Source organism: Mesorhizobium sp. M7A.F.Ca.US.002.01.1.1 (genome assembly GCF_004022955.1).
GTDB lineage: Bacteria > Pseudomonadota > Alphaproteobacteria > Rhizobiales > Rhizobiaceae > Mesorhizobium > Mesorhizobium ciceri.
Genome location: NZ_RZQE01000126.1, coordinates 1 through 13278 on the forward strand (window position 1 = coordinate 1; position 13278 = coordinate 13278).

The 13278-nt window shown below is 61.9% G+C and carries 12 protein-coding genes and 1 pseudogene; 6 read left to right on the forward strand and 7 right to left on the reverse strand.

Annotated elements, in window-relative coordinates:
- Positions 1-229 (reverse strand): annotated as a pseudogene (locus EN932_RS14980) (hemin receptor); the annotation flags it as partial.
- A 308-nt stretch (positions 230-537) separates the two neighbouring features.
- On the opposite strand from EN932_RS14980, the gene aspS reads away from it, so the two are divergent.
- The gene (gene aspS, locus EN932_RS14985; protein WP_164753450.1) at positions 538-2328 is read left to right on the forward strand and encodes an aspartate--tRNA ligase; all 1791 of its coding nucleotides are present in this window, start codon (positions 538-540) and stop codon (positions 2326-2328) included.
- A gap of 111 nt (positions 2329-2439) precedes the next feature.
- On the opposite strand, the gene EN932_RS14990 is transcribed toward aspS, so the two are convergent.
- Both EN932_RS14990 and EN932_RS14995 read right to left on the reverse strand, forming a co-directional pair.
- Positions 2440-3630, reverse strand: a complete 1191-nt coding sequence (locus tag EN932_RS14990; RefSeq protein ID WP_064995458.1) for a hypothetical protein — start codon at positions 3628-3630, stop codon at positions 2440-2442.
- A 103-nt stretch (positions 3631-3733) separates the two neighbouring features.
- On the reverse strand, positions 3734-4003 hold the full coding sequence (locus tag EN932_RS14995) for a hypothetical protein (protein WP_164890489.1): 270 nt from the start codon (positions 4001-4003) through the stop codon (positions 3734-3736).
- Between EN932_RS14995 and parC the strand changes: the two genes are divergently transcribed.
- The 3 genes from parC to EN932_RS15010 all read left to right on the forward strand — a co-directional run bounded on the left by parC (position 3959) and on the right by EN932_RS15010 (position 8132).
- Entirely contained in the window at positions 3959-6211 is a 2253-nt protein-coding gene (gene parC / locus EN932_RS15000; protein WP_127366116.1) for a DNA topoisomerase IV subunit A, read from the forward strand. The two genes, EN932_RS14995 and parC, sit on opposite strands and share 45 nt — an antisense overlap.
- 271 nt (positions 6212-6482) lie before the next feature.
- Positions 6483-7688 carry an AI-2E family transporter gene (locus EN932_RS15005; protein WP_013532277.1) on the forward strand — a complete coding sequence of 402 codons (1206 nt, stop codon included), beginning with the start codon at positions 6483-6485 and terminating at the stop codon, positions 7686-7688.
- A 42-nt stretch (positions 7689-7730) separates the two neighbouring features.
- Complete coding sequence (locus EN932_RS15010) at positions 7731-8132, forward strand: hypothetical protein (protein ID WP_013532276.1); 402 nt, start codon at positions 7731-7733, stop codon at positions 8130-8132.
- A gap of 46 nt (positions 8133-8178) precedes the next feature.
- Here the strand turns inward: EN932_RS15010 and EN932_RS15015 are convergent, their stop codons facing one another.
- The 3 genes from EN932_RS15015 to EN932_RS15025 form a co-directional block, all read right to left on the reverse strand.
- Positions 8179-9075 (reverse strand): DMT family transporter, encoded by an 897-nt coding sequence (locus tag EN932_RS15015; RefSeq protein ID WP_127366114.1) that lies wholly within the window; start codon positions 9073-9075, stop codon positions 8179-8181.
- Between the two features lie 128 nt (positions 9076-9203).
- The gene (locus tag EN932_RS15020; RefSeq protein WP_024504696.1) at positions 9204-9968 is read right to left on the reverse strand and encodes an arginyltransferase; all 765 of its coding nucleotides are present in this window, start codon (positions 9966-9968) and stop codon (positions 9204-9206) included.
- Between the two features lie 140 nt (positions 9969-10108).
- Complete coding sequence (locus EN932_RS15025) at positions 10109-10579, reverse strand: RDD family protein (protein ID WP_127366113.1); 471 nt, start codon at positions 10577-10579, stop codon at positions 10109-10111.
- A 202-nt stretch (positions 10580-10781) separates the two neighbouring features.
- Here EN932_RS15025 and sthA point away from each other — a divergent pair, with 202 nt between their 5' ends.
- The gene (gene sthA / locus EN932_RS15030; protein WP_027162436.1) at positions 10782-12170 is read left to right on the forward strand and encodes a Si-specific NAD(P)(+) transhydrogenase; all 1389 of its coding nucleotides are present in this window, start codon (positions 10782-10784) and stop codon (positions 12168-12170) included.
- Between the two features lie 26 nt (positions 12171-12196).
- On the opposite strand, the gene EN932_RS15035 is transcribed toward sthA, so the two are convergent.
- Positions 12197-12865 carry an alpha/beta hydrolase gene (locus tag EN932_RS15035; protein ID WP_127366112.1) on the reverse strand — a complete coding sequence of 223 codons (669 nt, stop codon included), beginning with the start codon at positions 12863-12865 and terminating at the stop codon, positions 12197-12199.
- A 200-nt stretch (positions 12866-13065) separates the two neighbouring features.
- Here EN932_RS15035 and opgC point away from each other — a divergent pair.
- The coding region (gene opgC / locus EN932_RS38400; protein ID WP_206618936.1) for an OpgC domain-containing protein at positions 13066-13278 on the forward strand (213 nt) is incomplete at its 3' end.

The window sequence follows — 13278 nt, forward strand, 5'->3', positions numbered from 1 at the left end:
GAGTGCCTTCCAGCCTCGCCAGATCGTTCGGTGTGAAGACATCAAAGGCTGCTTCGCTACGGCACATCCGAGCGATCAGCAGGCTGAGCTTGCAGCGCCATTCCTCCGTCGGCAGGCAGTAGCAGCGTTCCTCCACAGACGTTTTTGAATCAACCTGGGAAAATTTCAGGATGCGGCCTTCCTCGACAATCGGTCCGAAATGCGCGTCACCAACATCTTCGGTGTCCATACCCGGTTCCGCTGCGAACAAGGCCATTGGCTTGTCGCCCCGAAGCATCAATTCCAACTCGCGACCATTATATGGCGCGATGCCCTTTGGGGGAGTGCGTTTTGGCACAAAGCATCTCCAAATCGTTTGATTGCTGCATCGTTGCAAGAAACACTTCTGGCGGCAATGCATGAAGGCCGGCAGAGACTCGAACCCCAAAGGCCTGCTTGCCTTGACAAATCCGGCCTCCCATGCGCTTTTCGCGCAAATTTTGAGGCCGGGCTTGATGCTTGGCCTGCAACCCAGCATCCCGGACTTTACCAATGACAATGCACCGTTACCGCAGCCATACCTGTGCCCAGTTGAGGAAGAGCGACGTCGGCTCGACCGTTCGCCTGTCGGGCTGGGTGCATCGCGTGCGCGATCATGGCGGCCTGCTCTTCATCGACCTGCGCGACAATTACGGCCTGACCCAGATCGTCGCCGATCCGGATTCGCCGGCCTTCAAGGTCGCCGAGACCGTGCGCGGCGAGTGGGTCATCCGCGTCGACGGCGAGGTCAAGGCGCGCTTGCCCGAGACCACCAACGCCAATTTGCCGACCGGCGAGATCGAGATCTTCGCCCGCGAGATCGAGGTGCTGTCGGCGGCCAAGGAATTGCCGCTGCCGGTGTTCGGCGAGCCTGACTATCCCGAGGATATCAGGCTGAAATACCGTTTTCTCGACCTGCGCCGCGAGACGCTGCACAAGAACATCATTGCGCGGACAAAAATCATCGCCGAAATGCGCAAGCGCATGGGCGAGGTCGGCTTTACCGAATTCTCGACGCCGATCCTGACCGCGTCTTCGCCCGAGGGCGCGCGCGACTTCCTGGTGCCGTCGCGCATCCATCCCGGCACCTTCTACGCGCTGCCTCAGGCGCCGCAGCAGTACAAGCAGCTGATCATGGTGTCTGGCTTCGACCGCTACTTCCAGATCGCGCCCTGCTTCCGCGACGAGGACCCGCGTGCCGATCGTCTGCCGGGCGAATTCTACCAGCTCGACCTCGAAATGAGCTTCGTCGAGCAGGACGACGTGCTGTCGACCATGGAACCTGTCATGCGCGGGGTCTTCGAGACCTTCGCCAACGGCAAGCCGGTGACGCAGAAATTCCAGCGCATCCCCTATGATGTGGCCATGCGCAAATACGGCACCGACAAGCCGGACCTGCGCAACCCGATCGAGATGCAGGCCGTCTCCGATCATTTTCGCGAGTCCGGCTTCAAGGTGTTCGCCAACATCCTGGCCAACGACCCGAAAGCCGAAGTGTGGGGCATTCCCGCCAAGACCGGCGGCAGCCGCGCCTTTTGCGACCGTATGAATTCCTGGGCGCAGGGCGAGGGCCAGCCGGGGCTGGGCTATATCTTCTGGCGCAAGGAGGGCGACAAGCTCGAAGGCGCCGGTCCGCTCGCCAAGAACATCGGCGAGGAGCGCACCGAGGCGATACGCCTTCAGCTCGGCCTTGCCGACGGCGACGCCGCCTTCTTCGTTGCCGGCGATCCGAAGAAGTTCGTCTCGTTTGCCGGTGCCGCGCGCACCCGTGCCGGCGAGGAGCTGAACCTTGTCGACCGCGAGCGTTTCGAGCTGTGCTGGATCGTCGACTTCCCGTTCTTCGAGTGGAACGAGGAAGAGAAGAAGATCGACTTCGCCCACAACCCGTTCTCGATGCCGCAAGGTGGCATCGATGCGCTGAATGGCGAGGACCTGCTCGGCATCAAGGCGTTCCAGTACGACATGGTCTGCAACGGTTTCGAGATCGCCTCAGGCGGTATCCGCAACCATCTGCCCGAAACCATGGTCAAGGCGTTCGAGACGGTCGGGCTGGACCGCGCCACGGTCGAGGAGCGCTTCGGCGGCCTCTATCGTGCCTTCCAGTATGGCGCACCACCGCATGGCGGCATGGCCGCCGGCGTCGACCGCGTCGTCATGCTGCTGCTCGGCGCCAAGAACCTGCGTGAGATCACCATGTTCCCGATGAACCAGCAGGCCTATGATCTGTTGATGAACGCACCGTCGGAAGCGAGCCCGCAGCAGCTTCGCGACCTGGCGCTGCGCGTTGCCGTGCCCAAGAAGGACGCCTGATCGCGCTTCGGGCGATGCTTTAAAGACCGCCCGAACCATTCTTTCGATTCGCTAATCCCAACGAAAAGCCCGGCATCGCTGCCGGGCTTTTCGCATACCAGATCGCTTCGATCAGTCTTCGTTGGCCTTGACGGTGACACCGAGCGTCTTGGGCAGATCGAGCGGGTTGGACATGGCGCCCGCCATGATCAGTGCGAACGGCACGGATGCCGGCGGCTCCGCCGAGATTTCGAGGCTCTTCGGATCGTCGAGGAATTTGCTGACCGCGGCCGTAACCTGCGCAGTCAGTTCCGGATTGTTGAGCTGCGCCATGCCGAACGGCACGATCGCCTTGGCCTGGTTGGCGATGTCCTTGCCGGACATGCCTTGCTGCTTGCCGACATAGTCCAGAACCTTGTTGGTCAGCGAATCGTCGTCGAAGCGGATCGAGGCGCTGTTGAACGAAAGCTGCTGCAACAGGCCGAGCATGGCCATGCCTTGCGCCGAATTGTCGGCGCCTTCCGGCTGTGCCGCCATCTTCTTCTGCATTTCCTGCAGCGACTTGATGAAGTCCAGCGTGTAGCCGCCGAGATTGAAGGTCATGCCGAGCGTGCCGGCATTCTCGACCGAGATGTCGTATTTCGACAGTTCCATCTTGCCGTCCGTGGGCTGCCAGGTGCCGGCCATTTCGAGATTGCCCGCGATGTTCTGGTAGCCGAGCGCGTTGATGACTTCCTTGGACTTGGGATCGTCCACCAGCGTCAGGTCGGCATTGAATTTTTCCGTGGTGGCGGTGAATTCCATCGCCTTGCCGTCCGCCGGCGGCGTGATTTCGATGGCAAGCCCGTCCATCGAGAAGGCGGTCTTGTCGGCGACCTTGACGGTCATGTTCGAGAGTTCGGCGGACTTGTACATCATCAGCGAGCCCAGCGGGCCGGTGGCGCCGTCGGCCGGAACTGTCATGTCGTGGATGACGAAGGGGCTGAGGTCGAGGGTGACGCCGTCCTTGCTGTGTGTGAAGGCAGCCGTTGATACGGTGGCGATGTCATAGCCGCCATTTGCCTCGGTCACGCCTTCGAGTTTGACGTCGCCGATGGGAAGCGCTTCCTTCTCCGCCGCCGGTTTGATGGCAACGCCCTGCAGCACCATGCTGGTGTTGTCGCCGGTCACCCCGGTCCAGGTGATGTCGACACCTTGTGCGACAAGCGCTGCCTTCAGCCGGTCGGCCACTGCCGTATCCTGTGCGAGGGCCGCATTCAGCGGCAGCGTGAGCAAGAAGGTCGAAAAAGCCAGTTTCTTGAGAATTGAGCGTTTGATTGTCATCGCAAGGTCCCTGAGAGTGTCCTGAAATTGTTTTTTCAATTATTTGCGCCATCACCATTCCGTGACGAACTGGACCGGAAAAAGGCGTGTCCCGGCACATTGGTCAAAAATCGCGGTGAAAGGCAAACCCGATCCCACCGTCTTTGCGCAAACCGGTGAATTTGTCATGAAGAGCCGATAGCCGGATATCGTCGCGCTTGGCGATAGAGCCCGCATGTAACAGGCTGATGTTGGCCGACATCCGCTGGGGTATGGTTTCATGTTGCAGAAAGGCCGGTATCTCCGTCGGGCTCTTGCCGCGAATCACCCACTCGGCTAGTCCGAGCCCATGGGAAAAAGGCTTTTGCCGCCTGAAAATGGCGGTGGCGATCACATCGAGCCGGTCGATCTGAAGAAGGCGCTGGAAGAGCGCTATCTTGCCTATGCGCTGTCGACCATCATGCACCGGGCGCTGCCCGATGTGCGCGACGGACTGAAGCCGGTCCATCGCCGCATCATGCACGCCATGCGCCTGCTGCGGCTCAACCCCGATCAGGGCTTTGCCAAATGCGCCCGCATCGTCGGCGAGGTGATGGGCAAGTTCCACCCGCATGGCGACCAGTCGATCTATGACGCGCTGGTGCGGTTGGCGCAGGATTTCTCGATGCGCTATCCCCTGGTCGACGGGCAGGGCAATTTCGGCAACATCGACGGTGATAACGCCGCCGCCATGCGCTACACCGAAGCGCGCATGACCGATGTGGCGACCGAACTTTTGTCCGGCATCACCGAGGATGCCGTCGATTATCGGCCGACCTACAATGAAGAAGACGAGGAGCCGGTGGTTTTGCCCGGCGCCTTTCCGAACCTGCTGGCCAACGGCTCGTCCGGCATTGCGGTGGGCATGGCGACATCGATCCCGCCCCACAACGCCGCCGAGCTTTGCGATGCCGCACTTCACCTGATCGAAAACCTGGACGCGCCGGTGGCGAAGCTGATGGACTTTGTCCAGGGGCCGGATTTCCCGACCGGCGGCATCATCGTCGACAGCCGCGCCTCGATCCTCGAAGCCTACGAAACCGGTCGCGGTGGCTTTCGCGTGCGCTCGAAGTGGTTCCAGGAGGACCAGGGCAGGGGCACCTGGAGCATCGTTGTCACCGAAATCCCGTACGGCGTGCAGAAGGCGCGGCTGATCGAGAAGATCGCCGAGCTGCTGATGGCGCGCAAGCTGCCGCTGCTCGAGGACATCAGGGACGAAAGCGCGGAGGACGTCCGCGTCGTGCTGGTGCCGAAGAGCCGTTCGGTCGACCCCGGCATCCTGATGGAATCGCTGTTCAAGCTGACCGAGCTCGAAAGCCGCTTCCCGCTCAACATGAATGTGCTGTCGCGCGGCAAGGTGCCCAACGTGCTGTCGCTGAAGGGCGTGCTGCAGGAGTGGCTCGAGCACCGCCGCGAGGTTTTGGTCCGCCGCTCGAAACATCGCCTCGGCGAAATCGAAAGACGGTTGGAGATACTTGCCGGCTACCTGATCGCCTACCTCAACATCGACGAGGTGATCAGGATCATCCGCGAGGAGGATGAGCCCAAGCAGGTGATGATGGCCCGCTGGTCGCTCACCGACACCCAGGCCGAAGCCATCCTCAACATGCGGCTGCGCGCCCTGCGCAAGCTGGAAGAATTCGAGATCCGCAAGGAATTCGACGGCCTGAGCGCGGAGAAGAAGCAGATCGAGGCACTGCTTGCTTCAAACGAGAAGCAGTGGGCGACGATCAAGTGGGAAGTCACCAACATCCGCGACAAGTTCGGTCCGGAGACCGAGCTCGGCAAGCGCCGCACCCAGTTCGCCGACGCGCCCGAGCATGATCTGACCGACATCGCACACGCCATGATCGAGCGCGAGCCTGTCACCGTCGTCGTCTCGGAAAAGGGCTGGCTGCGGGCGATGAAGGGGCATCTGGCCGATCTCTCGACGCTGACCTTCAAGGAGGGCGACAGCCTCAAGCTCGCCTTCCATGCGCAGACCACTGACAAGGTACTGGTCTTCACCACCGGGGGCAAGTTCTACACCATCGGCGCCGACCGGCTGCCTGGCGGGCGCGGCCATGGCGAGCCGATCCGCATCATCGTCGATATGGACAATGACCAGGACATCGTCACCGCCTTCGTTCACGATCCGAAGCGCAAGCTGCTGCTGGCCTCGCACGACGCCAACGGTTTTATCGTGCCGGAGGAGGAAGTCGTTGCCAACACCCGCAAGGGCAAGCAGGTGATGAACGTCAAGGCGCCGGACGAAGCCAAGCGCTGCATCCCGGTCACCGGCGACCATCTCGCCATCGTCGGCGAGAATCGCAAAATGCTGGTGTTCGCGCTCGCAGAGATTCCGGAGATGGGCCGCGGCAAGGGCGTGCGCCTGCAGAAATACAAGGATGGCGGCCTTCTCGACCTCAAGCCGTTCACGCTTGAGAGCGGCCTCTCCTGGCAGGATTCAGCCGACCGCACCTTCACAAGGTCGCGCGAGGAACTGGCTGAATGGATCGGCGCCCGTGCCTCGGCCGGACGCATGGTGCCGAAGGGATTCCCGAGGACGGGGAAATTTGGGTAGCGAGTGAAGCTGCCGATCTCCCCCCTCGTGGGGAGATGCCCGGCAGGGAGAGGGGGGCGCTGTCCCGCCGACGGTCGAGTTCACAGATACTCGATTGGTTTGCGGCTCACGGTCCAAATCCAAGGCCGCGATCCTTCACGCCCCCTCTGTCCTGCCGGGCCTCCCCCACGAGGGGGAGATTGGCAGCTTCACCATCTCATTTGGACTATCGTCACGATTGCTGCACTATATCAGTGCATAGACAGGAGGGGTGTTTGGGAGAGCCAGGCGTTTGAAGGAAGCAAGAATCCAGAAACCGGAACGGCAGCAGCGCCTCTTCGGCCTGTCGACGCCGCTCAGGGCAGCCGTCATCCCGCCGCTGTCGGCGGCACGCTGGCTGCTGGTGCTGATCGTTGCCGCCGGCGTCTATTTCTTCCACGGCTTCCTGTTTCCGGTGCTGGCGGCGCTCGTCATCGCTTTCGCCAGCTGGCCGCTCTACCGCCGCCTGCTTGTCGCGGTCGGCGGCAACCGCACCATCGCCGCGACCTTCGCCATCCTGTTCATCCTCGCCTTCCTGGTGATCCCGATCGCGCTCGCCGGCACCTATGCGATCAACGAGGTCCGCGAATGGGTCGCCTGGGCGATCGAGACCAACCGCCACGGCGCGGTGACGCCACACTGGATCGCCACCATGCCTGTCGTGGGCGAGTGGCTGAACGAACAGTGGACCACCAATTTCGGCCATCCGGGCGGCATTGGTGAGCTGATCCAGCTGGTCAGCGGCGCTAATATCGGCAGCATCTATCGTGGCGTGCTGGCCGCAGGCGGCAGTGCTTTCGGCCTGCTGTTGACGCTGCTGTTCATGATGATCGCGCTGTTCTTCGCCTATCGCGACGGCGAGCACTTTGCCGGCCAGGTCGACCGTCTCGGCGAGCGCATCCTGCCGACCAGATGGGAGCGGATCTCGCGCGTCGTGCCGGCGACGATCTCGTCGACGGTGACCGGCATGACCGTCATCGCCATCGGCGAGGGCCTGGTGCTGGGCATCGCCTACTGGCTGGCCGGCGTGCCGTCGCCGGTCACACTCGGCGCCCTGACCGGCGTCATGGCGCTCATCCCGGGCGGTGCACCGCTGTCGTTCACGCTGGTCTCGATCTACCTCGCCGCCAGCGGCTCGCCGATGGCCGGGCTGGCGCTGTTCCTCTGGGGGGCGGTCGAACTGTTCATCGTCGACAAGACATTGCGCCCCAAGCTCGTCGGTGGCCCGATAAAACTGCCCTTCCTGCCGACTTTTTTCGGTCTGATCGGCGGCGTCAAGACCATGGGGTTTCTCGGCCTGTTCATCGGCCCGGTGCTGATGGCCCTGCTGGTGGCTATCTGGCGCGAATGGCTGCGCGAGGTGGAAATGGCGGAAGACGTCGTTCCCGATGGCGTCGCCGAGATCGAAGGCAGCCCGCCGCAGATCGAAATTGTCGCCGAGAAAAAGGCCCGGGCATGATCTTCGGGATCCAAGCGCGACTCACCTGACGTCGGTCTACGCATGTTTTTGCGATTTGTTCTGCCAAGAATTATTGAGGGAATGCAGGCGCGCGAAGGTTTTTTTGGCGCTGCCTACGAATTGCGAGGCCAACCTGATATCGATCAACACACGTTAGATCGGCTGGAAGATAGTCTCGCCTGGTTTCGACAGAACCTTGCGGTACCGCCACGTTTCAACCTCTCAAGATCGAAAGGTTTTTACCGGAAACAGACGACCCAAGGATTAAGCTGGTTCAAGCCAACGGCAACGGACCATTTGGCAAGGGCTTATGACCTCGCGGCGCTCCTTGGGCGGCATGGGCATCATGTCGAGGTCATGAAGAGTTCCCGTCTGGGATATGTTGTTTACGAGGACGAATACCAGATAATCGCAGAGCCTTTTTCAGATACGGCAACGCGTTGATTGCGCTTGCGTGCGCTGCAGGTCTGGAACGACTGCCGTCCACTCTCTAGGCCGGGTGAGCGACGGCGAGCGTCGCTCGGCGCTTGCGGCCCTCATGCAGTTGCCACAGCGAATGCGCAGTCAGCGTGACGATCAGGATCCCGCCACCGATCAGGCTGTTCCGGGTCGGTGCCTCGGCGAAGATCATCCACACCCAGACCGGCGCCAGCACCGTTTCGAGCACGTAGAACATCGCCACTTCCGGTCCCGAAATGTATTTCGGCCCGGCGGCAAGGCAGAAGAACGAAATCGGCATGACGACCGCGCCGTTGAAGATGATCCACCAGGGCGCGTTCACGTGAAAGCCTTCGCCTGTCACCATGAAGGCCGCCAGCCCAAGCGGCAGAAGCACCCCGACGAGCGAGGTGAATCCCATGTCCTTGCCACTGGCGCGCGAGATGGTGATGGCCACGGCGATGAAGAAGGCCGAGCAGAGCGCCATGAAATCGCCGAACAGCTTGCCGGTGCCGACGGAACCGCCGACGATGACCAGCACGCCGAAGATCATGATCGCCATCGCCGCGATGGTCACCAGCCGCGGCCTCTCGCGCAGGAATATCCAGGACAGCAACCCCGCAAAGACGGTGTTGAAGGCCAGGATGAACACCAGGTCGGCGGTCGAGGTGTGGTAGACGGCGGTGACGAAGGTGATCCCGGTCAGCCCGTAGCATATCGCCACGATCAGGCCGGACCAGCCGGGGATCAGCGGCGGGGCGTTTCGGCTGAGTGCCCGCCAGACCGACCAGATGACCATGGCCGCGACGAAAGTTGTGCCGGTGCGCAGCAGCATGATCGTCCATGCGCCACCGTCGGCGAGGCGGATCAACGGTATGTCGACAGTCAGCGTGAGCCCGCCGATGGCGGTTATCAAAAGACCTTTCTGGTGATCGTGATGAGAGGACATGCAGGAACTTTCGCAATGAAATGCAGGCTGGCGGCCGGCCGGTGCAATGGCGCACTCTCTCCAGCCAACCGGCTGAAAGACCAGCATCCCCTGCCTTGAAACAGTTTAAAGGCGGACCTTGGAAAAGCTCAGCGTGAAACCGCTTCGTTGATGTAGCGTTCCCAGCCCTTGGGGCCGAGATGCTCCTGCGGCATGAAGCGCATCTTATAATTCATCTTGCGCGAGCCGTTGACCCAGTAGCCGAGATAGACATGGGGCAGACCCATCGCCCTGGCGCGGGCGATGTGGTCGAGGATCATGAACGTGCCGAGCGACCGTTCCTCGAAATCGGGATTGAAGTAGGAATAGACCATCGACAGGCCGTCAGCCATCTTGTCGGTGAGCGCCACCGCGATCAGCTCGCCCTGTCCCTTGCCGGTGATGAAGGTGTCGGGTCCACGCCGCCGATATTCGATCACCTTGGTGTCGACATGGGTATCCTCGACCATCATCGCATAGTCGAGCACCGTCATGTCGGACATGCCGCCACGGCGGTGGCGGGCATCGAGGTAGCTGCGGAACAGGGAATATTGTTCGGTCGAGGGCTCGGCATTGTGCATGTAGCCGACGAGATCGGAATTGTGCTGCAGCACGCGCTTCATGTTGCGGCTGGCGACGAATTCCTGGGCGAGGATGCGTACCGAAACACAGGCGCGGCAGGTCTCGCAGGCCGGCCGGTAGGCGATGTTCTGCGAGCGCCGGAAGCCGCCTTGCGTCAACAGGTCGTTCATCTCCGCCGCCTTGTCGCCAACCAGGTGCGTGAACACCTTGCGCTCGAACTGGCCGTCGAGATAGGGGCACGGCGACGGCGCGGTCAGGAAGAACTGCGGCGACTGGGTCGGATGCTGCGTCATCGAGCCTTGGAAACACTCCTTCGAATCGCTCTACCTTTGGCGCGGATGGCGAAAAATTCAACAGGATTATGTGGGCGCGGTCGACTCGACTCCTTCACATTTGTGCTCAATCGGTTGCGACTGCTCTTCAGAGGGCCGTTTCAGCGGTCGGTGCGGCTGACGACCGTGCCAAGCAAAAGATCGTGCAAGGTGCGTTTGCGGTCGGAAAACAGCGTCACCAGCAGGACAAGCGGCGACAGGATGACATTGCCGGCCCAGAACAGCACCGAATGGACAACCGCAGTGAGGCCGTCGATCGGCCTGCCGTCGAGCCGGTCGAGCCGGATGCCCATCATCTTCATGCCCGTGGTGGCCTGGTCAGCGCTGCCCAACGTGTTCCAGATGTAGAGGATGGCCACAGTCGGCACCAGGACGCCGAACAGCATCCAGCCAAGGCCGAGGGTCAAAAGCCCGAGAAAGAACACCAGAATGGCAAACGGAATGGTGAGCAGCGCGACGATGATATAGTCGATCACAAAAGCCAGGATGCGCCTCGTGCGTACGCCGTCATAGGCCCTGACATCGTCGAGCCTGCTGGTGATGATTTCGCCGTCGAGAACGCGCGCGTTCATGTCATTTCCTCGTAACAAGGTCCGACATAGGGTGCGGACTGCTCAGCCATGAAATGGTGAAGGCCTGTGGCGGAATCAAGATCGCGCTTCCAGCGGTGCTCCAGCTTCGATGGCGTCGGGCCCGATGCGAACTGGTTGAATTTGCGGCGCGGATAGCATTAGCTTGTTGCGGCGCAGCAGAGCGCACAGGGGACGGGGCAATATGGACTACGACATGCTGGTCATCGGCAGCGGCCCTTCCGGCCGCCGTGCCGCGGTGCAGTCGGCCAAGCTCGGCAAGTCCGTGCTGGTGGTCGACCGCGGCCGGCGTCTGGGCGGTGTCTCGGTGCATACCGGGACCATCCCATCGAAAACGCTGCGCGAAACGGTGCTCAATCTCTCGGGCTGGCGCGAGCGCGGCTTCTACGGGCGTGGCTACCGCGTCAAGCAGGATATTTCGGTCGGCGATCTGGTCGAGCGCCTGCACAAGACGCTCGACCATGAGGTCGAGGTGCTGCAGCACCAGTTCATGCGCAACACGGTCAAGAGCGCTCGCGCCGCGGTGAAATTCCTTGGCCCCAACAAGGTCAGCCTGACATCAGACACCGGCGATTACAGCGAGGTCGGTTTTGCCAATGCGCTGATAGCGGTCGGCACCAGGCCGCACCGCCCGCGCGACGTGCCTTTCGACAAGACCCGCGTCTTCGACAGCGACGAGATGCTGGAGCTTGATCGCTTGCCGCGCACGCTGACCGTGATCGGCGCCGGCGTCATCGGCGTCGAATATGCGACGATCTTTTCCGCGCTCGACGTGCCGGTAACCTTGGTCGAGCCGCGCAACTCCATCCTCGATTTCGTCGACCGCGAGATCGTCGACGATTTCATCCACCAGATGCGCGATCGCGGCATGACCATCCGGCTGGGCAGCGCGGTGAAGGAGATCCGCTCCAAGCCGGACGCCGCCGAAGTGGAACTGGCCGATGGCCGCACCATCCGTTCCGAGGTTGTGCTCTACGCCGCCGGCCGCACCGGCAATGTCGGCAGCCTGGGCCTGGATGTCGTCGGCATCGACGCCGACTCCAGAGGGCGCATCAAGGTCGATCCGCAATCCTTCCAGACCAGCGTGCCCAACATCTATGCCGCCGGCGACGTCATCGGCTTTCCGAGCCTGGCCTCGACTTCGATGGAGCAGGGCAGGGTGGCCGCCTGCCATGCCTTTGGAGTGCCTTTGCCGCCGCCGCCGGAAACCTTCCCCTATGGCATCTATGCGGTGCCGGAAATCTCGACGGTCGGCCAGTCTGAAGAACAGGTGCGTGAGAGCGGTGCGGCCTACGAGGTCGGCGTGGCGCGTTTTCGCGAGACCTCGCGCGGCCACATCATGGGTGTCAACACCGGCTTCCTGAAGCTGCTGTTTTCGATCGAAACGCGCCGTCTGCTCGGCGCGCACATCATCGGCGAGGGCGCCACCGAGCTCATCCACATCGGCCAGGCGGTGATCAATCTCGGCGGCACCGTCGACTTCTTCGTCAACAACACCTTCAACTATCCAACGCTCGCCGAAGCCTACAAGATCGCCGGGCTGGATGCCTGGAACCGGATGGGAAGAGGGTAGGCCGGCTGGTCGTGGCGGCGAGCCTGTCAGCTTGCCTGCGCCACCGCCGCCGGTCCCGCCAGCCATTGCCTGACGATTGCCGCGTCGGCGCTGCCGACTTCATGACCTGATGAGACAATCCTGGCGTCGATCTCGGCGCCATGCCGACTGAGCAATGTCACCAGAGCAGGGGCGAAAGGCGCATAGGTGAGGTCGGCGGCGCCGGCGATCATCAGCACCCGCACCTTTGACAGATCCGTCGCCGGCACATCATCGAGCACCGGCATCGGTCGCAGCAGCGCGGCGCGTTCGACAAGGCCCGGATGCAGCAGCATCAGGCTCGAAACCAGATTGGCGCCGTTCGAATAGCCGAGGAAAATTGTGCGCGAGAGGTCGAGACGATGGCGTGTGGCCGCATCAGCGACGAAGCCCGCAAAGGCCTCGGTTTCGGTGCGGATGCTCGCCTGTTCGAAGCGCGTCGGCGTGATCCGCGCGAACCAGCGGAAACCATCCTCCTGGACAACGCGGCCACGCACCGCGATGAGCGTGGCACGCGGTGCGATCTCTCGCGCCAGCGGCACCAATGTCGTCTCGTCGACACCCGACCCATGCAGCAGGAAGAAGCAGTCGCCCGTTGAATCCGCCGCGCCGTAAAGCCGGTAGTGGAAGGCGAGATCACGCCGCAACGCACCATCTTGTGAGGTCTCGTCGATCATCGACCATCCTCTTGATTATATGACGTTTCGCTCAATTTGCCGGCTTCAAAACGCAATATTTTCAAGCTCCGCGAAAGTTGATTGAACCGGGCGCATTACAGTCCGTTTCTCCGCCGATAACATCCTTCGGGAGGAATCGAAGCGGTGCGCCGGGGGTCGCATTGCCGGTATGAACAACCAGCTTTGAGGCCTTTTTGTCGATGACCACCCAGATTTCCCCGGACCGCGATGCGCGTGTCCCAGACCGCGAGGCGCGTGTCCCGGACCGCACTGAGCGCGACACGCGCATCGATGTGATCCGTGCTCTCGCCTTGTTGACCATCTATGTCGACCATGTGCCGGGTACCGCCTTCGAGTATCTGACATACAAGAATTTCGGCTTTTCGGATGCGGCGGAGGTCTTCGTGCTGATC

What these genes read in the sequence shown, in the direction of transcription:
- aspS (WP_164753450.1), top strand. Translation starts at nt 538, where the DNA reads ATGCACCGTTACCGCAGCCATACCTGTGCCCAGTTGAGGAAGAGCGAC.
- EN932_RS14990 (WP_064995458.1), bottom strand. Translation starts at nt 3,630, where the DNA reads ATGACAATCAAACGCTCAATTCTCAAGAAACTGGCTTTTTCGACCTTC.
- parC (WP_127366116.1), top strand. Translation starts at nt 3,959, where the DNA reads ATGGGAAAAAGGCTTTTGCCGCCTGAAAATGGCGGTGGCGATCACATC.
- EN932_RS15010 (WP_013532276.1), top strand. Translation starts at nt 7,731, where the DNA reads ATGTTTTTGCGATTTGTTCTGCCAAGAATTATTGAGGGAATGCAGGCG.
- EN932_RS15015 (WP_127366114.1), bottom strand. Translation starts at nt 9,075, where the DNA reads ATGTCCTCTCATCACGATCACCAGAAAGGTCTTTTGATAACCGCCATC.
- EN932_RS15020 (WP_024504696.1), bottom strand. Translation starts at nt 9,968, where the DNA reads ATGACGCAGCATCCGACCCAGTCGCCGCAGTTCTTCCTGACCGCGCCG.
- EN932_RS15025 (WP_127366113.1), bottom strand. Translation starts at nt 10,579, where the DNA reads ATGAACGCGCGCGTTCTCGACGGCGAAATCATCACCAGCAGGCTCGAC.
- sthA (WP_027162436.1), top strand. Translation starts at nt 10,782, where the DNA reads ATGGACTACGACATGCTGGTCATCGGCAGCGGCCCTTCCGGCCGCCGT.
- EN932_RS15035 (WP_127366112.1), bottom strand. Translation starts at nt 12,865, where the DNA reads ATGATCGACGAGACCTCACAAGATGGTGCGTTGCGGCGTGATCTCGCC.